The sequence below is a fragment of the Ancylobacter sp. genome, assembly GCF_965229075.1.
In the GTDB taxonomy this organism is placed as follows: Bacteria; Pseudomonadota; Alphaproteobacteria; order Rhizobiales; family Xanthobacteraceae; genus Ancylobacter.
Map to the genome: position 1 here is coordinate 280,625 of NZ_CBDDIO010000002.1, position 20,296 is coordinate 300,920.

The window sequence follows — 20,296 nt, forward strand, 5'->3', positions numbered from 1 at the left end:
GGCTTCAGGGACGGGCGGTCGGCGGGTCAGTTGCCCGCCTTGGCCTTGATCAGATTGTCCTGGACCCATTGCTGGGAATAGGACGGGCTGACGATGACGCCTGCGGGCAGCCCCGCATAGTCCTTGAGGTTCTCATCGGTCACGGTGGCGACCGGCATGATCATCAGCTTGGGCGGGTTGGCGCCCTTGACCAGTTCATAGGCGAGCCAGAACGCGGCGCCGCCAATGCCGGGCGTGGTGTTCATCGAGATGGTGGAATAGCCGTTGGCCTCTTTCTGCTTCGCCCACCACTGGATGAAGTTGGACGAGCCGCCGCCCTCGATGACCGGCATCTTGTTCGCATAGGCGCCGCCATACTGGTCGAAGGCTTGGGCGATGCCGGTGTCGTCCGAGCCGCCCTGCGCCAGCACCGCGTCGACCTGCGGCAGGCTGGGCAGCGCGTTGGCCACGGCCGACTGGGCGACCGAGGCGGTGGCCTGGCCATAGACGGTGGCGACCACATTCACATCCGGATAGTTCTTCAGCACCGCTTCCTGCGCGCCATACATATCGGCATCCGGCGCCGAGCCCTTGACGCCGCGCACGACGATGACATTGCCCTTGCCGCCGATCTTCTTCAGCACCCATTCGGCCTGGTCGCGCTTATAGCCCTTGAAGTCGAAATTGAGCTGCCAGTTGCACGGGGCGGAGGCGACGGAATCGAACGACACCACCTTGATGCCGGCCTTGCACGCCTTCTCGATGATGCCGTTCACCGCCGTCTCGGAGGCGGCGTCGACGGCGATGGCGTCGACCTTCTTGAGGATGAGTTCGGCGATCTGGCTGTTCTGCTGGGCGACGGTGCCGTCGCCATTCAGGATGATGTAATCGGCGATCCTGCCCTCGGCCTTGGCCTTCTCGGCCGCTTCCTTGAAGGCGTCGACCATCTGGTGCCGCCAGCTATTGCCGAAATAGGCGTTGGCCAGCGCGATCACCGGCTTGTCCGGCGTGGCGGAGGCCGGCAGGGCGCCGGCGGCGGCGAAGGCGAGGGCCGCGCAGGCGGTGGCGCAGGCGCGCGAAAGGGTTTTCAGGCGCATCATTTCCTCCCATTGGCCCCATTGGTGAGGCTCTTGATGGATTCCCAGGCATCGGCGATCATCGGCCGCTCGATGGTAGCAACATTATCTCATTATACCAGTTGCGCAAGCCCATCGGCACGGCGGACGGCCCAGAAGCACCGCGCGGCAAGCGGATGATAGGGGCGCGGCCCTGCCCGTGCGTCGCCGCCGGTGGCGGAGCGCGGGAAGAATGGTGCGAAAGAGGCGCGGGAGCGGCCGTTCAGCGCGACGGGGTGGTTCCCGACACGGCGATGCTGGCGAGATCCGCCTCGGCGGCCATGGCCGCCTTCACCGCCGCCTCGCGCCGCTCGCTGTAGCGGCTGGTGAAATAGTCCCGGCGCTCGCGGGTGAGCAGGGTGAACTTCATCAGTTCTTCCATCACGTCGACCACGCGGTCGTAATAGGCCGAAGGCTTCATCCGCCCGGCCTCGTCGAATTCCTCGAACGCCTTGGCGACCGAGGACTGGTTGGGGATGGTGACCATCCGCATCCACCGGCCGAGCACGCGCAGCGTGTTCACCGCGTTGAAGGATTGCGAGCCGCCGGAGACCTGCATCACCGCCAGCGTGCGCCCCTGGGTCGGGCGAATGCCGCGATATTCCAGCGGCAGCCAGTCGATCTGGCACTTGAACACGCCGGTGATCGTGCCGTGCCGCTCCGGGCTGCACCAGACTTGGCCCTCCGACCATTCCGACAAGCGACGTAATTCCACGACCTTGGGATGGTCGGCCGGCACCGCGTCGGGCAGCGGCAGGCCGCTGGGATCGAAGATGCGGGTTTCCGCGCCCATGGCGGTGAGCAGGCGCGCGGCCTCCTCGACCAGGAGCCGGCTATAGGACCGCGCGCGCAGCGAACCATAGAGCAGCAGGATGCGCGGGGGATGCGTCATCGGCGCGGCCGGCGCCAGCTTGTCGGCATTCGGCCGGTCGAAATGGGCGAGGTCCAGCGCCTCGGTGAAGTCGTCGGTCATCATCGGAAACCCTTTGAGGAAGCGGCGCGCGGAAGGGTCCCTCGCACCTCACCCGCCGCGCGGCGCCGTCGCCGGAAACCACGACCGGCCGAGCCGCAGCGCGACATGCACGAGCAGGATCAGCACCGGCACCTCGACCAGCGGGCCGATGACGGCGGCAAAGGCGACGGGCGAGGCCAGGCCGAAGGCGGCGATGGCGACCGCGATGGCGAGCTCGAAATTATTCCCCGCAGCGGTGAAGGCGATGGCCGTGGTGCGCGGATAATCCGCCTCGATCAGCCGGCCCATGGCGAAGCTGATGAGGAACTGGACGACGAAATAGATCGTCAGCGGGATGGCAATAATCACCGCGTCCATCGGCAGGCGCACGAGATCGCCGCCCTTGAGGCTAAACATGGCGACGATGGTGAACAGGAGCGCGCCCAGCGTGATCGGGCCGATCTTCGGCAGGAACACATTGGCGTACCAGTCCGCCCCCTTGCGGGCGATCAGCAGGCGGCGGGTGAGGAAGCCGGCGAGGAACGGAATGCCGAGATAGATCAGCACCGCCTCGGTGATGGTCCAGAAACTGACATCGACCACGCTGCCCTCCAGCCCGAACAAGGGCGGCAGCACGGTGAGGAACAGCCAGGCATAGGTGGAGAAGAACAGGATCTGGAAGATCGAATTGAACGCCACCAGCACGGCGACATACTGGTTGTCGCCGCAGGCGAGCTGGTTCCACACCAGCACCATGGCGATGCAGCGGGCGAGGCCGATGAGGATCAGGCCGGTCATGTATTCCGGGTAGTCGCGCAGGAAAAGCACCGCCAGCGCGAACATCAGCGCCGGGCCGATCAGCCCGTTCTGCACCAGCGACAGCGCGAGCACCCGCTTGTCGGCAAAGACAAGATGCAGTTCCTCATAGCGCACCTTGGCCAGCGGCGGGTACATCATCAGGATCAGCCCGATGGCGATCGGGATGTTGGTGGAGCCGACCGAGAGCGCGTTCAGCGCCTCCGGCAGGCCGGTGAACAAAGTGCCGAGGACGACGCCGAGCGCCATCGCCGCGAAGATCCACACGGTGAGGTAGCGGTCGAGAAAGGACAGCCGCGCGGCCGGCCGGGGCGTGAGCGCCAGAGTCTCAGACATGGGGTTCCGGTCCGGGTTCAGGCGGCGCGGTGGCCGTCGGCGTCGATGACGCGTTCGCCGTCTTCCTTGCGGAATTCGCCGCGCTGCCGGGCGTCGAGCAGATCGAGCACCGCCTCGGAAGGCCGGCACAGCTTGACGCCGCGCGGGGTGACGACGATGGGGCGATTGATGAGGATCGGGTGCGCCATCATCGCGTCGAGCAGCGCCTCGTCGCTGAGCGCGGGATCGCCGAGCCCAAGCTCGGCATAGGGCGTGCCCTTCTCGCGCAGCAGATCGCGCACGGTGATCCCCATGCGGGCGATCAGCGAGGCGAGTTCCTCGCGGCTCGGTGGGGTCTTGAGATACTCGATCACGACCGGCTCAAGGCCGGCATTGCGAATGAGGCCGAGCACGTTGCGCGAGGTGCCGCAGGCGGGGTTGTGGTAGATGGTGACGGCGCTCTCAGGCGACATGGCGCGCCTCCTTGGCGGCAGGTATGTCTGTGCTCTGGCCCGCAGCGGGACAGCAGGGCTGGAGATCGGCGATCAGCGGGGCACAGATGTCGGGCTTGCCGCCGCAGCAATCCTTGAGGATGAAGGAAGCGAGCTCGCGCACCGCGTCGAGCCGGGCGCGGTAGAGGATGAGCCGGCTCTGCCGCTCGGCCTCGATCAGCCCCGCCCGGGCGAGAATGCCGAGATGGGTGGAGAGCGTGTTGTGCGGCACATCGAGCCGACGCGCCACCTCGCCCGCCGGCATGCCGTCCGGCTCATGGGCGACGAGCAGGCGGAACACGTCGAGCCGGGTGGGTTGGGCGAGCGCGGCGAAGGCGGCAAGAGCGTTATCGGTGTCCATATGTCGACGATAGCCGACATAAGGAAGGAAACCAAGACCCGCCTCGCGTGAACCAAGGCCCGGCACCGCATCCTCAGCGGGACGCAAACCGTCGCGACGCGGAGATCAAAGGCGGGTAGGCTCGCCTGCGAAACGAGGGATGGGAGGCATGTCCATGCGATCGGCGATGCTTGGCCTTGCGCTCAACGTGCTGGCCGTCTGTGCGGTGCTCGGTGTTGCGACGCCGGCGGGCGCCGCGAACTATCTTTGCAACCAGGCTTTCGCCCTCTGTACCTCGGCGCCCTGCATTCCCCAGCCGGGCAACCCGGACGTGTCGATCTGCGTCTGTCAGATGCAGGAGGGACCGAACCTCGCCACCGTTCCCTGCGACACGGTGCGGCCGAGCACGGACGCGAACGGGGTGCGCACCGTCTATTCGCAATTCGCCCTCACCCAGTTCCAGCAGGGCAAGAAGGGGCTGCGCTGCCCGAGCGGCACGCCCTGGTCGCAATGCCTCAACAAGATCTGTACCGTCGACCCCGCCAATCCGGACAAGGCGATCTGCGCCTGCGACGTGGTGCGCACGGGTGAGTGGCAGACCGCCGGTGGCGACTGCCAGGCGGCGACCTGCGGGACGGCCTATTGGTCGGGCGCGCGGCTGGCCGATTCCAGGAACAATGCCGAGTTCATGATGCAACAGCTCAAGATCGCCACCTCGCCGGCCGAGGCGTGCCCCGTTCCCACGCCGTGATCGCAGGAGCCACCCATGCGCAAGATCGCGCTTGAAGAGCATTTCACCACGCCCGAACTCGCCGCCCATGTGGCGCGGCCGACGCACAGCGACGCGCTGTTTGCTGATGTCGAGCGGCGTCTCGCCGATTTCGACGCGTTGCGGCTCGAGATGATGGACCGCACCGGCATCGCGCGCATGGTGCTTTCCGTCACCACGCCGGGGGTGCAGGGGCTGCGCGACACCATGGAGGCGATACGGCTTGCCCGCAACGCCAATGATTTCCTCGCCCGCGAGGTGAGCAGGCGGCCCGACCGCTATGCCGGCTTCGCCCATCTCGCCTTGCAGGACGCGGCGGCGGCGGCACAAGAACTGGAGCGGGCGGTGCGCGACCTCGGCTTTTGCGGTGCGCTCATCAATGGCCAGACCAACGGGCATTATCTCGACGAGGAGCGCTACCTCCCCTTCTGGGAACGTGTCGAGGAACTCGGCGTGCCGGTCTATCTGCATCCTGGCGCCATGGCCGACCAGCCCGCCATGTTCGCGCACCGGCCGGAAATCGGCGGCCCGGTCTGGGCCTGGACGGCGGAAACCGCGGCCCATGCGCTGCGGCTGGTCCTCGGCGGCACGCTCACCCGCTTTCCCGGCGTGCGGATCATTCTCGGCCATATGGGCGAGACGCTGCCCTTCCTGCTCTGGCGTCTCGACAGCCGGCGGCAGTTCGACCTCGGCGAGACGCTGCCGCCGGAGGCCCTGCCCTCGGCGATCATCCGCCGCAGCATCAAGGTGACCACCTCGGGCGTGTGCGATCCGATAGCGCTTGCCGCCACGCTCCAGGCGCTGGGCGAGGACAATGTGATGTTCTCGGTCGATTATCCCTATGAGGATCCCGACATCGCCGCCGCTTTCATCGACACCGCGCCGCTCAGCGAGGAGGTCCGCGCCAAGATCTGCCACGGCAATGCCGAACGGCTGCTCGGCCTCTAGAAGCCGGGCCGGCTTCGACGAAAGTCTGGCTCCTCCCCCGCCGATCCACTAGCCTGCGCCAAAACAAGGTGCCAAGCCCGTGGAAACGCCTGAACTGCCCGCCCTGCGTTCCTACCATTCCTGGATCGCCAACGAGACGCTTGAAGACTATTCGCTGCGCTACACCGCGCGCTCCTTCCGGCGCTGGTCGCCCTTCGTCATCGCCAACACGGCGCTCGGCGGCATTTCGTTCCTGGCGCTGGAGACCATCGGCGCCTCGATCACGCTGAGCTATGGCTTCCTGAATGCCGGGCTGGCGATTCTCGCGGTGTCGCTGTTCATCTTCGTCACCAGCCTGCCGATCGGCTATTATTCCAGCAAATACGGCATCGACCTCGATCTTCTGACCCGTGGCGCCGGCTTCGGCTATATCGGCTCGACCATCACCTCGCTGATCTATGCCAGCTTTACCTTCATCTTCTTCGCGCTGGAAGGCGCGATCATGGCGCAGGCGCTGAAGATCTATGCCGATGTGCCGCTGGTGCTCGGCTATATCGTCTCCTCGCTGGTCATCATCCCGCTCACCCTCATGGGCATCACCATGATCTCGCGGCTGCAGATGGTGACGCAGCCGCTGTGGCTGGCGATGATGATCCTGCCCTTCGTGATGATCGCGCTTAAGGCGCCGGACGAGATCGCCGAATGGGTGAATTTCGCCGGTCTGGAAACCGGCTCGCGCGGCTTCGACGTGCTCGCCTTCGGCGCGGCGGTCAGCCTGATGTGCTCGCTCGTCGTGCAGATCGGCGAGCAGGCGGATTATCTGCGCTTCCTCCCCGAGAAGACGAGCGCGAACCGGCTGCGCTGGTGGAGCGCGGTCATCGCCGCCGGGCCGGGCTGGATCGTCATTGGCGGGCTGAAAATCCTCGCCGGCGGCCTGCTCGCGGTGCTGGTGCTCGGCAGCGGCCTGCCGCGCCCGGCGGCGCTGGAGCCGATCCACATGTATATCGTGGCCTATGGCCACGTGTTCGAGAACCCGGCGCTCGTGTTGTTCTGCGCCACCTTCTTCGTGCTGATCTCGCAGATCAAGATCAACGTCACCAATGCCTATGCCGGCTCGCTCGCCTGGTCGAATTTCTTCTCGCGGGTGACGCATTATCACCCCGGCCGGGTGGTGTGGCTGGTGTTCAACATCCTCATCTCGCTGCTCTTGATGCTGCTCGGCATCTTCGACACGCTGGAAGTGGTGCTCGCCGTCTATTCCAACATCGCCATGGCCTGGGTCGGGGCGATCGTCGCCGATCTCCTGGTGCTGAAGCCGCTCAAGGTCAGCCCGAGCTTCATCGAGTTCAAGCGCGCGCATCTGCACGATTTCAATCCCGTCGGCTGCGGCGGCATGGCGCTGGGCTCGCTGGTCTCGCTCACCGCCTTCACCGGCGTGCTCGGGCCGCTGATGCAGGCCTATGCCGCGCCGTTCTCCTTCCTCATCGCCTTCGCCAGCGCGACGCTGATCGGTTTCGCCACGCGCGGGCGCTATTATCTCGCCCGTCCGCCGGTGCATCCGGGTCTCGGCCCCGAGGGCGCGACGGTGCTGCGCTGCGAGATCTGCGACCATGGCTATGAGCGGGACGACATGGCCTATTGCAGCTTCTATGAGCGGCCGATCTGCTCGCTGTGCTGCAGTCTCGACGCGCATTGTCACGACGCCTGCAAGAAATCGCATCAGGATCTGGAAAGCTCGCGCTCGCGCTATCTCGGTGACGGCTTCACCCGCCGCATCGCCCCGCACATGCCGCAGCGGCTGTTAAAGGTGGCGGGCGTGCTGGTGGCGCTGTCGGTGGTGACGGGGGCGCTGTTCCTGCTCACCTACCGGCTGATCGACCCCGGCGAAGACGTGCCGCATCTCGACAATGGCGCGCTGCTGCTGCGCATCTTCCTGGCGCTGCTGCCGTTGCTGGCGATCAGCGCCTGGTGGATCGTGCTCGCCAATGAGAGCCGGGAACTTGCCGAGCGCAACCTCGTCGGCTCGCTGGAGAAGCTCTACGAGACGCGCGAGGAGCTGACCCGCAGCGAGCGGCTCGCCGCGCTCGGCCAGCTCACCGCCACGGTGAGCCATGAGCTGCGCAACCCGCTCGGCACGCTCGCCACCTCGGTCGCGGTGCTACAGCGGGCGGGAAGCTTGACCGGCGAGCGCGAGCGCGGCGAGCTCGACCGCATCCAGCGTAATGTGCGCCGCTGCGTGCGCATCATCGACGACCTCCTGGAATTCTCCCGCCGGCCGAATGTCGCCATGGTGCCGCTGGCGCTCGACCCGTGGATCGCCGAGCAGGCGGGCGACCTGCGCGCCCTCGGTCCGGTGCCGCTGCAACTGGACCTCGGCTGCGGCGGGATGATCGAGGCCGATGGCGAGCGGCTGCGGCAGGTGCTGGTCAATCTGGTTCAGAACGCCATGCAGGCGGTGCAGGAGCGCCCCGCCAACGCGCCGCCGGGCCGGGTGCGCCTCACCACCGCGCGCGAGGGCGATCAGGTGGTGATCACGGTCGCGGATAATGGCGCCGGCATGAGCGCGGAGGTGCGGGCGCGGCTGTTCGAGCCCCTGTTCAGCACAAAGCCATTCGGACTCGGGCTCGGCCTCGCGCTGGTGCAGCGCATCACCGAACGCCATGGCGGCCAGGTGCGGGTGGACTCGGTGCCGGGCACCGGCACCCGCGTCGAGCTGCGCCTGCCCGCCGCCTCCGGGGAGAGCCGCCATGTCGCTTGAGGCCCTCCCCCACGCGCCGTCGCGCGTGCTGATCGTCGACGACGATCCCGACTTCGCCGCCAGCCTCGCGCTGCTGCTGGAGATGGAAGGCTATGCCATCACCGTCGCCCATGACGGCGCCGGCGCCCATGCCGCGCTGGCCGGGCCGCTGGCGGACGGGCCGGCGGTGGCGCTGGTCGACATCCGCCTCGGCCATGAGGACGGGGTGGCGCTCGCCACCGCGCTGATCGGCGCGCGGCCGGAGCTGCTGGCGGTGATGGTCACCGCCTATGCCTCGGTGCCCACCGCCATCCGGGCGTTGCAGGCGGGCATTTACGACTATGTCTGCAAGCCGTTCGAGCCGGCGGAGCTGCTGGCGATCCTCGCGCGCTGCTTCGACCGCCACCGCCTCGCCCGCGAGCGGGAACAGGCGGAGGAATTGCTGCGCCGCGCCCGCCGGCTGGAGGCGATCGGCCGGCTCTCGGCCGGCATCGCCCATGATTTCAACAATCTGCTCGCCGTGGTCGGCGGCAATCTCAAGCTGCTGCGGGACGAGCTGACGCGCGGCGGTGAGGCCGACGGCGCCCTGATGCGCGAACTGGTGGCCGACGCGCTCGCCGCCGTCGAGGAGGGCACCGCCGCCAACCGGCAGCTGCTCGCGGTCGGCCGCGCCCAGACGCTTCTGCCACGCACCATCGACCTTGCGCAGGCGGTCGAGCACACCGCCGCCACCGCCCGCGCGGCGCTCGGTCCCGGCATCGCGCTGGAACTCAGCCGGCCGGCCGCCCCCTGCCCCGCCAAGGTGGACCCGCGCCCGTTCGAGGCGAGCCTGCTCAACCTGCTCATCAATGCCCGCGACGCGCTGGGCGGCGCCGGCCTCATCCGGCTTGGCGTGGCGCTCGCCGATCTCGGCGCCAGCGCGCCCACGCGGCTGGAGGACATGCCGGCCGGCGCCTATGCCGTGGTGACGGTGGAGGATGAGGGCTGCGGCATGACGCCGGAGGTGCTGGAGAAGGCGCTCAACCCGTTCTTTTCCACCAAGCCGGCGGAAAGCGGCAGCGGGCTCGGCCTCGCCACCGTCTATGGCTTCGCCCGCCAGTCCGGCGGCAATCTTCTCATCGAGAGCGCGGCGGGCTGCGGCACCCGCGTCACGCTGGTGCTGCCGGCGGTGTGAACACATAGCCCTCGCCGCGCACGGTCTGGATGAGCTGCCGGCCGCTGCCATCGTCCAGCTTGCGCCGCAGCTTGCCGATCATCACGTCGATGCTGCGGTCGAACGGCGCCCATTGCCGGCTCGCCACCAGATCGAGCATCTGGTCGCGGCTCATCACCCGGCCGGGACGTTCCGCCAGCGCCGCCAGCAGGCGGAACTCATGCGCGGTGAGATCGACCCGCGTCCCGTCCGGGCCGGTGAGTTCGCGCCGGTCGAGATCGAGCCGAAAGGCACCGAAGCCGATGCGGTTCGCCCGTTCCGGCGACGTAGCGGCCGGCAAACGGGCGAGACCACGGGCGCGGCGCAGCAGGGCGCGGATGCGGGCGAGCAATTCGCGCGGCTCGAACGGCTTGGTGAGGTAGTCGTCGGCGCCGATTTCCAGGCAGACGATCTTGTCCACCGTCTCGCATTTCGCCGAGAGCATGAGCAGCGGCATGTCCCAGCCTGCCCGCAGGCCGCGCGCCAGCGTCAGCCCGTCCTCCCCGCGCGGAAAGGTGAGGTCGAGAATGACGAGATCATAGGGCGTGACGGCGAGCGCGTCCCGCATGGTGGCGCCGTCGAGCGCGAACTCCGCCGCGAAGCCTTCGCGCGTCAGAAACTTGGTCACGAAACCGCACATCCGCCGGTCGTCATCGACCATCAGGATGCGCGGCATGCGCACCGCCTCATTCATCATCCCGCCCCGTGCATTCGCGCATCGAGACGACAGATCGTCGCCTTGGGTTCGATCCTAGCCGCTCGTCCCCGCGCTGGGCAGCCATGCCGCAGGACGATTACAAAAATTTACATTCGCCCCCGCCAGCGCGGGAAGAGCGCTTACATCGGCTTCCTAGCCTGCTGCGGCAGGGTGCGGGCGCGCGGCTTTCCAGCCGCCCGCCTTCAGGAACGGCGCCAACGCCGCGGCACCCTCACAGGAGGAAGCTCATGGCCAAGACCGTCTTCAAGATCGATCTCAACAAGGCGCCGGAAGACCAGGCGATCAAGACCCATAACCGCTGGCATCCCGACCTGCCGATGGTCGAGACCTTCAAGCCGGGCGATGAATTCCGCGTCGAGTGCTACGACTGGACCGGCGGCCAGATCGGCAACAATGACAGCGCCAACGATGTGCGCGACGTGAACCTGACCAAGGTGCACTATCTCAGCGGTCCCTTCGGCGTCGAAGGCGCCGAGCCGGGCGACCTCATGGTGGTCGACATTCTCGACATCGGGCCGATCGAGGGCTCGGAATGGGGCTTCAACGGCCTGTTCGACAAGAACAATGGCGGCGGCTTCCTGACCGAGCACTATCCCGACGCGGTGAAGTCCTGCTGGGACTTCCACGGCATTTACACCACCTCACGCCATATCCCGAAGGTGCGCTATCCCGGCCTCGTCCATCCCGGCCTGATCGGCTGCCTGCCCGACCACAAGCTGCTGGCGGAGGCCAACCGTCGCGAGGCGGCGCTGGTCGCCACCGATCCCAACCGGGTGCCGCCGCTGGCCTGCCTGCCCTTCTCCGACACCGCGCTGATGGGCCAGATGACCGGCGCGGCGCGCGACAAGGCGGCGGCCGAAGGCTGGCGCACCGTGCCGCCGCGCGAGCATGGCGGCAATTGCGACATCAAGAACCTGTCGCGCGGCTCGCGCTGCTACTTCCCGGTCTATGTGAAGGGCGGCGGCCTCTCCATGGGCGACATCCACTTCTCGCAGGGCGACGGCGAGATCACCTTCTGCGGCGCCATCGAGATGGCCGGCTGGATCGACATCGGCGTCGGGCTGATCAAGGGCGGCATGGCGAAATACGGCGTGGTCAACCCGATCTTCAAGCCGAGCCCGATCGACCCGCATTTCGACGACTACCTCATCTTCGAGGGCATCTCGGTGGATGAGCACACGGGCGAGCAATATTATCTCGACGCGCATGTCGCCTATCGCCGCGCCTGCCTCAACGCCATCGAATATCTGAAGAAGTTCGGCTATTCCGGCGAGCAGGCCTATTCGATCCTCGGCACCGCGCCGGTGGAAGGACGCATCGCCGGCATCGTCGACATTCCCAATGTCTGCGCCACGGTGGCGATCCCGACCAAGATCTTCGAATTCGACATCAACCCCAACTCCACCGGGCCCACAAAGCAGGTGTCGGGCGTCGATGTCGCCCGCGCCAGCTGACCCCTCCGGCACAGAGCGCCCCGGTCGGCCTGCCGGCCGGGGCCGAGGAGATCCATCATGCTGCTCGGACTTGGCCTGCTCTATGTCGGCGCCGTCCTCGTGCTCAACGGCCTGTGGCTGCTGGGAAAGATCGAGGACCGCGAAATCATCGTGGTGAACGTCGTCTCCGGTGTGGTGACGCTCGCCATCTCGCTGTTCTGGGCGTTCAACCCGGAGGCGGATGCCGGCTCCATCAAGGGCGCGGCGCTCACCCTGCTGTTCACCGCCACCTATTTCTGGGTCGCCTATAACCGCGTCACCAAGGTCGACGGGCGCGGGCTCGGCTGGTTCAGCCTGTTCGTCGCCATCACCGTGGTGCCGGTGGCGATCCAGTCGCTGCGCGGGGCGGACAGTTCCATCAGCCTCTGGATGGGCTGGAACTGGGTCGGCTGGGCGCTGCTGTGGTTCTGCTACTTCCTGCTGCTCACCATGAAGCAGCCGATCCTGCGCTTCACCGGCGCCTTCACCGTGCTCATCGGCATCGTCACCGGCTGGGTGCCGGGCGTGTCGCTGCTGCAGGGCTGGCTGAACCCCTGATCCCGCACGGGCCACGGCCCTTTACTCTCCCGGATGGCCCACGGGCCATCCGTTCCCATTCATGGAGGATCCAAGGATGCCCCTCTATTCCTATGCCTGCGACGATTGCGGGCCCTTCGAGGGCTGGAGCGCGATGAGCGAGGCGGACCAGCCGGCCTGCTGCCCGGAATGCAGCGGCACGGCGCCGCGCGCCATGGCGATGCCCCGGCTCAGCACGATGAACGGCACGCTGCGCAAGGCGCTCGCCCGTTCCGAAGGCACCGCTTCCGAGCCGAAGGTGGTGAAGCGCGAACATCTCGCCGGCTGCGGCTGCTCGCTCTGCGGTACGCGCAAGAACAAGCCCGCCCCGATCGAGCGGCGCTGGTCTCTCGGCCACTAAAGCCCGGCCGCCCTTGCACGCTCACGTGGCGGAGGAAAGCACGCGGGCGCGGGCCTTGCTCTTGCCCTCTCCCGCGCCTGAGCCGATGAGCGCGGCGAGCACCTCATAGGCGCCGCCAATATCGGCGGCGAGCGCCCGCGCCGCCCTTTCGGGATCGCGGGCGCTCACGGCGTCGAAGATCGCCCGGTGCTGATGGTTCGAGATGCGGAAATTGCCCGAACCGCGCAGCAGATGAAAATACGGGCTGATCTGCAGCCAGAGATTTTCGATGATGGTCAGCAGGATCGGCGATCCCGCGTGACGATAGATGTGGAAATGGAAGTCGTAATTGGCGCCGATATAGTGCTTGGCGTCCGCGTTCTTCTCCGCTTCCTCCAGCCGCTGGAACGCCCGCGTCAACGCCGCGATCAGCGTGCCGTCCTGCCGCTCGGTGGCCCAGCGCACCGCGGTGGTCTCCACTTCCAGCCGCACCCGCCGCAGATCTTCCAGCCGCGCTGATGTCAGCTTCGGAATGCCGATGGTGCGCCCCGACACCACAGTGAGCACGCCCGCGCCCGTGAGCTTGGTCAGCGCCTCGCGCACCGGCATCGGGCTGACGCCGAACGCCTCGGCCAGATGCGCCACGGTGATCGACTGGCCCGGCGCTATTCCCCCTTCGAGGATGAGTTCGCACAGCCGGCGGAACACGCCTTCCTGCAACGTTTGCTTGTGAAGCGGAACGACCTGTTCGCGTAGATCGGACATCAGCGACTCCCGGCTGCGGATGACCTCAGCATAGCCCAGAGCGCGAGGGACTTGAAGACGGTTTTGATTTTTGATCTAATATCAAAATCGACGGCACGCGACAGACGCGCCGCGTTTGGGAGGACGACGAATGAGGATGACAGCCCGTATCGGGCTGGCGGCGCTGTGCGCGCTCGCCGGTGCCGTGACCCCCGCCATGGCTCAGGAAAAGCAGAAGGTTTTCCTGTCCATGAGCTATATCGGCAATGACTGGCAGGCCGAGGCCGCCAACATGGTCAAGGCCATGGCCGCCTCGAAGACGCTGCGCGACAAGATCGATCTCGAAGTCCAGGTCGCCGGCCCCAATGCCCAGCGCCAGATCCAGCAGATCAACGCCATGGTGCAGGCCGGCGCCAAGGCGATCGTGGTCTACCCGATCTCCCCCACCGCGCTGAACCAGGTGGTGAAGAGCGCCTGCGCCAAGGGCGTGAAGATCATCGCCTATGACTCGGTGATCACCGAGCCCTGCGCCTACAACGTCACCATCGACCAGGCGGAAGCCGGCCGGCGCACGGCGGAATGGCTGGTGGAAAAGCTCGGCGGCAAGGGCAACATCGTCCTCGTCACCGGCGTGCCCGGCACCTCGGTGGATAGCGGGCGCACCAATGCGGCGAAGGAAGTCTTCGCCAAGCATCCCGGCATCAAGATCGTCGGCGAGGCGGTCGGCCTGTGGAGCCAGGCGGTGGCGCGCACCGAGCTTTCCAAGCTGCTGGCCACCCGCAACTGGAACGACATTGACGGGCTGTGGATGCAGGTCGGCTGCTACACCGCCAATGCGATGCAGCTGGAAGCCGGCCGCACGGCCGAGCAGCTCAAGCCCTGCGCGGGCGAAGGCTCCAATGGCGGGCGCATCCAGATGCTGAAGGCCGGCACCGAGGTGGAGGGTGCCGACGGCGCCTACAAGCCGCTCGGCGCGCCGCGTATCTCCTACGCCTCCCCGCCCTATTCCGGCGCCTATGCGCTGAAGCTGGCGGCGGAACTGCTCGACGGCAAGGAGGTGCCGCACAACGTCACCCTGCCGCTGCCGATCGTCACCAATGAGACGATCAAGCTGTGCGAGACCGGCAGCTGGGACGAGATGAAGGCCGGCTGCAACGTGTTCAAGCCGTCCATCATCGCCAATCCCGGCTGGTTCGCCTCGATCTTCTCCGAGAAGACCCCGGAAGTCGGCCTGAACGCCGCCCTCGTCGGCCAGCCCGAGAACTGAGCGGCCGCTGCCGCGAACAAGGGAGCGCGCCGCCCGCGCGCGCTCCCCGCAGCCCCACGGTTCTGCCGACGCCGGCCGCGTGCCGGCGCCCCCTCTCGCGCGCCAAGGGAGAGATGGCCATGTCCCATCCCCACACCCCGCCCGCCGTCGCGCTCGCCGGCGTGTCGAAGGCTTTCGGCGCGACCCGGGCGGTCAGCGATGTCAGCTTCACTGTTCGCGACGGCACGGTGCACGCCCTGCTGGGCGAGAATGGCGCGGGCAAATCCACCACGATGAAGCTGCTCTCCGGGCTCATCGAACCCGACGGGGGCACCATTGCCATTGACGGGCAGGAGGTGCGGCTGCGGTCCCCGCGCGACGCCCACCGCGCCGGCATCCGCACCGCCTTCCAGGAACTCACTCTGGTGCGCGACCTCAGCGTGCTCGACAACATGCTGATCCCCGCCGCGCCGATGAGTTTTCTCGGCACGCTGCGACGCAAGCAGGTCGCCGAGAACGTCGCCGCGCATTTCGCCCGGCTCGGCCTCGCGGTCGATCTCCACGCCGACATCGGCCGGCTCGACCTCGCCCTGCGCCAGAAGATCGAGATCGCCCGCGCCCTCTACCGCCAGCCGCGCCTGCTGCTGCTCGACGAGCCGACCTCGGCGCTGGCCGGCAGCGATGTGGAATGGCTCGGCACGCTGATCGCCGACGCCAAGGCGCGCGGCATCACCGTTCTGTTCATCTCCCACCGCATGCCGGAAGTACGCGCCTTCTGCGACGACATGACCGTGCTGCGCAACGGAAAGCGGGTGGCGAGCGGCGCGGTGGCGGATTTCACCGACGCGCAAGTGGTGGAAATGATCATCGGCCGCTCGCTCGACCAGACCTTTCCCCCGCGCCGCGCCGTGCCGGCGGCCAACCGCCCGGCCCCGGTACTGGAGACGCGGGGCCTCACCGCGGGCGCCAAGCTCAGCGATGTCGACCTTGTACTGCGGCCGGGCGAGATTCTCGGCGTCGCCGGGCTGCAGGGAATGGGACAGAAGGAGCTGTTCTCCGCCTGTTTCGGCGCGCTGCCGCTCCGGCGCGGCGAACTCATGGTCGATGGGCGTCCGGTGCATCTCTCCAGCCCGGCGGACGCGCTGCACCCCTCCCTGCGCATCGGCTTCGTGCCAGAGGACCGCAAGACGGAAGGGCTGTTCCTCAATCTCGACGGCACCACCAATGCCAGCCTGCCGGTGATCGACAGCTTCTGCCGCCACGGTCTCATCGACCGCGCGGCGGAGCGCGCCGCCACCGACCGGGTGTTCGCGGCGGTGGATGTCGCGACGGTTGCCGCTTTCAAGGCCGCCGGCGCCTTTTCCGGCGGCAACCAGCAGAAGATCGCCTTTGCCAAATGGCTGGTGGCGCAGAGCCGCATCCTGCTGCTGTTCGACCCCACGCGCGGCATCGATGTCGGCACCAAGCACCAGCTCTACGAACTGATCCGCGCCTTTGCCGATGCCGGCGGCGCGGTGCTGTTCCATTCCACCGAAATCCCCGAACTCGTCCATCTCAGCGATCGCGCCATCGTCCTCTATGAGGGCCGCGTCACGGCGCGTCTGGAACTCGACGCGCTGGACGAGCGGACGGTCATGCGCGCCGTGCTCGGCCATGGCGCCACCCGTCTCCCCGACGGAGCCGCCGCATGAGCCTCGACCTCGCCACCCCCGTCACCTCCGCCGCCCCGCGTGCCCGGTCGCGTGCATCGGCCCGCACACCGTCCGCCCCGCGCCGCTGGCTCGGGCGCAACCGCGCGCCGCTGGTGGCGCTGGCGGTGTTTCTCGGCCTGTTCCTGCTCGTCGATGCGCTCAGCCCCGGGCCGCTCGCCTATTTCGACGTGTCGTTCCAGATTTCCGGCGCGACGCCGCTGGCGCTGGCGGCGATGGGGCAGACGCTGGTGGTGCTCTCCGGCGGCTTCGACCTCTCCGCCGGCGCGGTGATCTCGCTGGTCAATGCGATGCTGGCGCGCTCCATGGACCCGGCCGCCACCGAAGCCTCCGTGCTGGTGTGGACGCTGGCCGGCATCGGCATCGGCATGATGGTCGGCGCCTTCAACGGCTTTTTCGTCGCCGTGGTCCGCCTTCAGCCCATCGTGGTGACGCTCGCGACCATGTTCATCGTCCAGGGCGCAACGCTGCTGGTGATGGACCAGCCGGGCGGCTTCATTTCGCCCGCGCTCGGCAGCTTCTATATGGGCGACGCGGTGGAGGGGCTGGTGCCGATGGCGCTGGTGCTGCTCGGCCTCGCCGCCTTGTTCTGGACCTGGCTGCGCAAGACCGGCTTCGGCGTCGCGCTTTACGCCGTCGGCAACGATCCCGCCTCGGCCATGGCCACCGGCATCCGCGTCACCCTGGTGCGCTTTGCCACCTATGTGCTGGCGGGCGGGTTCTACGGCTTGTCCGGCGTGTTCGTCAGCGCCCAGACCGGCTCGGGCGACCCGCTGGTCGGCAATTCGCTGCTGCTGTCCATGTTCGCGGCGGTGGTGATCGGCGGCACAAGGCTCGGCGGCGGCAAGGGCGGGCTGGTCGGCACCATTTTCGGCGCGCTGGTGCTGATGGTGGTGGTCAACATCCTGCTGGTGCTGAACGTTTCCGCCTATTTCGCCACCATCGCCGAAGGCGGCGTGCTGCTCGCCGCCGTGCTGATCGGCTCGCTGAGCCGCGATTCCGTGCTGAGCGACCAGTTGCGCCGGCTGGGCGGGGCGATCGCGGCGCGGCGCGCCGGCACGCATGTGAGCCAGCGCCCCGCCGGCGACCGGCGCCTCGCCTTCGTCACCAGCGCGACGGCGCCGGCACGCAGCGTGGCGCCGAGCTTTCTGCAGCGCCATGGCCGCGAGCTGCGCTTCGCCCTGCCGGCCTATGTCTGCCTCGTGCTGGTGCTGATCGCGACGCAGTTCGTGCTCGGCAACACGCTGGCCAATTGGGGGTTCTGGAACGCGCTTCTGGTGCTTTCCACCTTCCTCGTCATCCTCGCGCTGGGCCAGGGCGCGGTGATCCTCACCGGCGGGCTCGACCTCTCGGTGCCGTGGACCATCGGCCTTTCCGGCATCCTGCTCGCCGGGCTGGTGCAGGGGTCCGACGCCGCCCTGCTCTACGCCCTGCCGGCGGTGTTCGCCGTCGCGGCGCTGATCGGCCTGCTGAACGGCCTTGGCGTGGTGGCGCTCGGCCTCTCCCCCATCGTGGTGACACTTGCGGCGAACGGCATCTTGCAAGGCCTCGCCCTGCTCTATTCCGGTGGCACGCCGGCCGGCTTCGCCTCACCCGCCTTGCGCTGGCTGATGACCGGCAAGATCGCCGGCATCACCCCCGTGCTCGGCCTGCTGGCGCTGTTCGTCGTCGGCGGCACGCTGCTGCTCGGCCGCACCGCCTTCGGCCGGCGGGTCTATGCCATCGGCAATTCGATGGAGGCGGCGCGGCTGGCCGGCGTGCGCACCGGGCGGGTGGTGATCGGCGTCTATGTGCTCTCGGCGCTGTGCGCGGCGCTGGTCGGCATCCTGCTCACCGGCTTTTCCGGCCAGGCGAGTCTGGGCATGGGCGACGACTATCTGCTGCCCTCCATCGCCATCGTGGTGGTTGGCGGCGCCCTCATCACCGGCGGGCGCGGGCATTTCCTCGGCATGGTCGGCGGCGCGCTGCTGCTGACCGCGCTGCAGACGCTGCTCGCCGGCACCACGCTTCCCTATGCCTTCCGCGCCATCCTGTTCGGCGGCGTCGTGCTCGCCGCCGTGATCGCCCTTCGCGAAAAGAGGAACTGATCCATGTCCCCCACATCTTTTGCCGGCGGCCTCGAAGGGCAGCGCGTCGTCGTCACCGCCGGCGCCGGCGGCATCGGCCTCGCCATTGCCCGCCTGCTGCACGCGCAGGGCTGCCGCCTCGCTCTGTGCGATGTCGCCGACGACGCGCTCGCCGCCGCCGCGGCCGAACTGCCCGGCACCACGGTGATGAAGGCCGACGTGTCGGACGAAGGGCAGGTGGAGGCGTTCTTCGCCACCGCCCTGGGCGCGTTGGGCGGGCTCGACGCGCTGATCAACAATGCCGGCATCGCCGGCCCGACCGGCGCGGTGGAGGGCATCGCCCCGGCGGAGTGGCGGCGCTGCCTCGATATCGGCCTCACCGGCCAGTTTCTCTGCGCCCGGCAGGCCGTGCCGCACATCAAGCGCGCCGGCGGCGGCGCGGTGGTCAACATGTCCTCGGCGGCGGGGCGCCACGGCTATGCCTACCGCACGCCCTACGCGGCGGCGAAATGGGGGGTGATCGGCCTCACCCAGTCGCTCGCCAAGGAGCTGGGGCCGCACAATATCCGCGTCAACGCCATCCTCCCCGGCATCGTCGCCGGCCCGCGCATGGAAGGGGTGATCCGCGACCGCGCCGCGCAGGTGGGCGTGAGCTATGACGACATGGAGGCGCGCTATCTCGACAAGATCTCGCTGCGCCGCATGGTGACGATGGAGGATGTGGCGTCCTCCGTCGCCTTCCTGCTCTCGGATGCCGGCCGCAACCTCTCGGCCATGTCGTTCAATGTCGACGGCAATGTGGAGACGTTGTGATGGGTGCCCCCTCGCGCGTCGCCATTGTCGGGGCCGGTCTGATCGGCCGCGCCTGGGCCATCACCTACGCCCGCGCCGGGCATGAGGTGCGGCTGTGGGATCCGGCGCCGGACGCCGCCGCCGCCGCGCTCGCCTATGTGCGCTCGGTGGGAGAGGACCTCGCGCGCAACGACCTGCTGAACGGGCGGAGCGTGGACGAGATCGTCGGCGCGCTCACCCCCTGCGCCAGCCTCGCCGAGGCGCTCGACGGCGTTCGCTGGGTGCAGGAATGCGGGCCGGAGACGATCGAGATCAAGCGCGCGACCTTCGCCGAGGTCGACCGGCTGGCGCCGGCGGATGCGGTGCTGGCGTCGTCGAGTTCCGCACTGCTGCCCTCGGCCATTTTCGAGGCCGTGCCCGGCCGGGCGCGCGGGGTCGTCGCTCATCCGATCAACCCGCCCTATCTGGTGCCGGCGGTGGAAGTGGTGCCCTCGCGCTGGACCGATCCGGCGGTGCTGGAGCGCGCCGTCGCCTTTCTCGCCGCCGCTGGCCAGGTGCCGCTGCGGATGGAGAAGGAGATCGACGGTTTCATCATGAACCGCATGCAGGGCGCGCTGATGGAAGAGGCGTTCCGCCTCGTCGCCGGCGGCTATGCCAGTGCCGCCGATGTTGATCGCGGCATCGCCGACGGGCTCGCCCTGCGCTGGAGCTTCATCGGCCCGTTCGAGACCATCGATCTCAACGCGCCCGGCGGCATCGCCGACTACATCGCCCGCTACCAGCCCATGTATGCCGGCCTGTTCCAGGGCATGCGCGAGCGGGTGGACTGGGCCGACGTGGCGGCCGGCGGAGTCGAGGCGGAGCGCCGCGCCGCCGTCCCAGCCGCGCAACTTCCCGCCCGCCAGCGCTGGCGCGACCGCCGGCTGATGGCGCTCATCGCGCAGAAGCGGCGGGCCGACCGCGACATCGGCCGCTGACACCTCATCTCAGGAACTGATCC

Annotated in this window: 19 protein-coding genes; 12 read left to right on the top strand and 7 right to left on the bottom strand. The window is 68.1% G+C overall.

Translation table 11 applies throughout. The features are described 5' to 3' along the window. Window positions 1-26: 26 nt before the first annotated feature. The 5 genes from ACO07Z_RS07365 to ACO07Z_RS07385 form a co-directional block, all read right to left on the bottom strand. Entirely contained in the window at window positions 27-1,076 is a 1,050-nt protein-coding gene (locus tag ACO07Z_RS07365; protein WP_421698111.1) for an ABC transporter substrate-binding protein, read from the bottom strand. A gap of 241 nt (window positions 1,077-1,317) precedes the next feature. Further along, window positions 1,318-2,070 (bottom strand): arsenical resistance protein ArsH, encoded by a 753-nt coding sequence (arsH, locus tag ACO07Z_RS07370; protein WP_421698112.1) that lies wholly within the window; start codon window positions 2,068-2,070, stop codon window positions 1,318-1,320. Window positions 2,071-2,115: 45 nt separating this feature from the next. Then, window positions 2,116-3,198 carry an ACR3 family arsenite efflux transporter gene (gene arsB / locus ACO07Z_RS07375; protein WP_421698113.1) on the bottom strand — a complete coding sequence of 361 codons (1,083 nt, stop codon included), beginning with the start codon at window positions 3,196-3,198 and terminating at the stop codon, window positions 2,116-2,118. 17 nt (window positions 3,199-3,215) lie between these two features. After that, window positions 3,216-3,650, bottom strand: a complete 435-nt coding sequence (gene arsC, locus ACO07Z_RS07380; protein ID WP_421698114.1) for an arsenate reductase (glutaredoxin) — start codon at window positions 3,648-3,650, stop codon at window positions 3,216-3,218. Continuing rightward, window positions 3,640-4,029: an ArsR/SmtB family transcription factor gene (locus ACO07Z_RS07385; RefSeq protein WP_421698115.1), complete on the bottom strand. Its 390-nt coding sequence runs from the start codon at window positions 4,027-4,029 to the stop codon at window positions 3,640-3,642. Before ACO07Z_RS07385 ends, arsC begins: the two co-directional genes overlap by 11 nt. A 148-nt stretch (window positions 4,030-4,177) precedes the next feature. Between ACO07Z_RS07385 and ACO07Z_RS07390 the strand changes: the two genes are divergently transcribed. The 4 genes from ACO07Z_RS07390 to ACO07Z_RS07405 all read left to right on the top strand — a co-directional run bounded on the left by ACO07Z_RS07390 (window position 4,178) and on the right by ACO07Z_RS07405 (window position 9,615). Continuing rightward, window positions 4,178-4,759, top strand: coding sequence for a hypothetical protein (locus ACO07Z_RS07390; RefSeq protein ID WP_421698116.1), 582 nt, complete (start codon window positions 4,178-4,180; stop codon window positions 4,757-4,759). 15 nt (window positions 4,760-4,774) lie between these two features. Further along, complete coding sequence (locus ACO07Z_RS07395) at window positions 4,775-5,725, top strand: amidohydrolase family protein (RefSeq protein ID WP_421698117.1); 951 nt, start codon at window positions 4,775-4,777, stop codon at window positions 5,723-5,725. A gap of 79 nt (window positions 5,726-5,804) precedes the next feature. Beyond that, on the top strand, window positions 5,805-8,462 hold the full coding sequence (locus ACO07Z_RS07400) for an ATP-binding protein (RefSeq protein ID WP_421698118.1): 2,658 nt from the start codon (window positions 5,805-5,807) through the stop codon (window positions 8,460-8,462). Then, window positions 8,452-9,615 (top strand): response regulator, encoded by a 1,164-nt coding sequence (locus tag ACO07Z_RS07405; RefSeq protein ID WP_421698119.1) that lies wholly within the window; start codon window positions 8,452-8,454, stop codon window positions 9,613-9,615. Before ACO07Z_RS07400 ends, ACO07Z_RS07405 begins: the two co-directional genes overlap by 11 nt. Here ACO07Z_RS07405 and ACO07Z_RS07410 read toward each other — a convergent pair. Beyond that, a complete protein-coding gene (locus ACO07Z_RS07410; RefSeq protein ID WP_421698120.1) occupies window positions 9,590-10,309 on the bottom strand; it encodes a winged helix-turn-helix domain-containing protein in 720 nt (239 codons plus the stop codon). The two genes, ACO07Z_RS07405 and ACO07Z_RS07410, sit on opposite strands and share 26 nt — an antisense overlap. 269 nt (window positions 10,310-10,578) lie before the next feature. Between ACO07Z_RS07410 and fmdA the strand changes: the two genes are divergently transcribed. From fmdA to ACO07Z_RS07425, 3 genes are all read left to right on the top strand, one after another. Continuing rightward, complete coding sequence (fmdA, locus tag ACO07Z_RS07415) at window positions 10,579-11,805, top strand: formamidase (protein WP_244378434.1); 1,227 nt, start codon at window positions 10,579-10,581, stop codon at window positions 11,803-11,805. Window positions 11,806-11,862: 57 nt separating this feature from the next. Beyond that, complete coding sequence (locus tag ACO07Z_RS07420) at window positions 11,863-12,381, top strand: AmiS/UreI family transporter (RefSeq protein ID WP_244378436.1); 519 nt, start codon at window positions 11,863-11,865, stop codon at window positions 12,379-12,381. A 76-nt stretch (window positions 12,382-12,457) separates the two neighbouring features. After that, window positions 12,458-12,760 (top strand): FmdB family zinc ribbon protein, encoded by a 303-nt coding sequence (locus ACO07Z_RS07425; protein ID WP_244378437.1) that lies wholly within the window; start codon window positions 12,458-12,460, stop codon window positions 12,758-12,760. 21 nt (window positions 12,761-12,781) lie between these two features. Here the strand turns inward: ACO07Z_RS07425 and ACO07Z_RS07430 are convergent, their stop codons facing one another. After that, entirely contained in the window at window positions 12,782-13,504 is a 723-nt protein-coding gene (locus ACO07Z_RS07430; RefSeq protein ID WP_421698121.1) for a GntR family transcriptional regulator, read from the bottom strand. Window positions 13,505-13,700: 196 nt separating this feature from the next. Between ACO07Z_RS07430 and ACO07Z_RS07435 the strand changes: the two genes are divergently transcribed. The 5 genes from ACO07Z_RS07435 to ACO07Z_RS07455 all read left to right on the top strand — a co-directional run bounded on the left by ACO07Z_RS07435 (window position 13,701) and on the right by ACO07Z_RS07455 (window position 20,273). Next, complete coding sequence (locus ACO07Z_RS07435; RefSeq protein WP_421700774.1) at window positions 13,701-14,750, top strand: sugar ABC transporter substrate-binding protein; 1,050 nt, start codon at window positions 13,701-13,703, stop codon at window positions 14,748-14,750. A gap of 119 nt (window positions 14,751-14,869) precedes the next feature. Further along, a complete protein-coding gene (locus tag ACO07Z_RS07440; protein WP_421698122.1) occupies window positions 14,870-16,420 on the top strand; it encodes a sugar ABC transporter ATP-binding protein in 1,551 nt (516 codons plus the stop codon). Further along, the gene (locus ACO07Z_RS07445) at window positions 16,417-18,525 is read left to right on the top strand and encodes an ABC transporter permease (protein ID WP_421698123.1); all 2,109 of its coding nucleotides are present in this window, start codon (window positions 16,417-16,419) and stop codon (window positions 18,523-18,525) included. Before ACO07Z_RS07440 ends, ACO07Z_RS07445 begins: the two co-directional genes overlap by 4 nt. Window positions 18,526-18,528: 3 nt before the next feature. Then, complete coding sequence (locus ACO07Z_RS07450; protein WP_421698124.1) at window positions 18,529-19,317, top strand: SDR family oxidoreductase; 789 nt, start codon at window positions 18,529-18,531, stop codon at window positions 19,315-19,317. After that, a complete protein-coding gene (locus ACO07Z_RS07455) occupies window positions 19,317-20,273 on the top strand; it encodes a 3-hydroxyacyl-CoA dehydrogenase (protein ID WP_421698125.1) in 957 nt (318 codons plus the stop codon). The genes ACO07Z_RS07450 and ACO07Z_RS07455 overlap by 1 nt, the downstream gene beginning before the upstream one ends. The last annotated feature ends 23 nt before the right edge of the window (window positions 20,274-20,296 follow it).

Excerpts from the sequence above, each read along its gene's own strand:
- ACO07Z_RS07425 (WP_244378437.1), top strand. The coding sequence starts at position 12,458 with ATGCCCCTCTATTCCTATGCCTGCGACGATTGCGGGCCCTTCGAGGGC.
- arsH (WP_421698112.1), bottom strand. The coding sequence starts at position 2,070 with ATGATGACCGACGACTTCACCGAGGCGCTGGACCTCGCCCATTTCGAC.
- ACO07Z_RS07395 (WP_421698117.1), top strand. The coding sequence starts at position 4,775 with ATGCGCAAGATCGCGCTTGAAGAGCATTTCACCACGCCCGAACTCGCC.
- ACO07Z_RS07450 (WP_421698124.1), top strand. The coding sequence starts at position 18,529 with ATGTCCCCCACATCTTTTGCCGGCGGCCTCGAAGGGCAGCGCGTCGTC.
- ACO07Z_RS07420 (WP_244378436.1), top strand. The coding sequence starts at position 11,863 with ATGCTGCTCGGACTTGGCCTGCTCTATGTCGGCGCCGTCCTCGTGCTC.
- ACO07Z_RS07430 (WP_421698121.1), bottom strand. The coding sequence starts at position 13,504 with ATGTCCGATCTACGCGAACAGGTCGTTCCGCTTCACAAGCAAACGTTG.
- ACO07Z_RS07445 (WP_421698123.1), top strand. The coding sequence starts at position 16,417 with ATGAGCCTCGACCTCGCCACCCCCGTCACCTCCGCCGCCCCGCGTGCC.
- fmdA (WP_244378434.1), top strand. The coding sequence starts at position 10,579 with ATGGCCAAGACCGTCTTCAAGATCGATCTCAACAAGGCGCCGGAAGAC.
- arsB (WP_421698113.1), bottom strand. The coding sequence starts at position 3,198 with ATGTCTGAGACTCTGGCGCTCACGCCCCGGCCGGCCGCGCGGCTGTCC.
- ACO07Z_RS07410 (WP_421698120.1), bottom strand. The coding sequence starts at position 10,309 with ATGCCGCGCATCCTGATGGTCGATGACGACCGGCGGATGTGCGGTTTC.
- ACO07Z_RS07385 (WP_421698115.1), bottom strand. The coding sequence starts at position 4,029 with ATGGACACCGATAACGCTCTTGCCGCCTTCGCCGCGCTCGCCCAACCC.
- ACO07Z_RS07365 (WP_421698111.1), bottom strand. The coding sequence starts at position 1,076 with ATGCGCCTGAAAACCCTTTCGCGCGCCTGCGCCACCGCCTGCGCGGCC.
- ACO07Z_RS07440 (WP_421698122.1), top strand. The coding sequence starts at position 14,870 with ATGTCCCATCCCCACACCCCGCCCGCCGTCGCGCTCGCCGGCGTGTCG.
- ACO07Z_RS07435 (WP_421700774.1), top strand. The coding sequence starts at position 13,701 with ATGGCTCAGGAAAAGCAGAAGGTTTTCCTGTCCATGAGCTATATCGGC.
- arsC (WP_421698114.1), bottom strand. The coding sequence starts at position 3,650 with ATGTCGCCTGAGAGCGCCGTCACCATCTACCACAACCCCGCCTGCGGC.
- ACO07Z_RS07455 (WP_421698125.1), top strand. The coding sequence starts at position 19,317 with ATGGGTGCCCCCTCGCGCGTCGCCATTGTCGGGGCCGGTCTGATCGGC.
- ACO07Z_RS07405 (WP_421698119.1), top strand. The coding sequence starts at position 8,452 with ATGTCGCTTGAGGCCCTCCCCCACGCGCCGTCGCGCGTGCTGATCGTC.
- ACO07Z_RS07390 (WP_421698116.1), top strand. The coding sequence starts at position 4,178 with ATGTCCATGCGATCGGCGATGCTTGGCCTTGCGCTCAACGTGCTGGCC.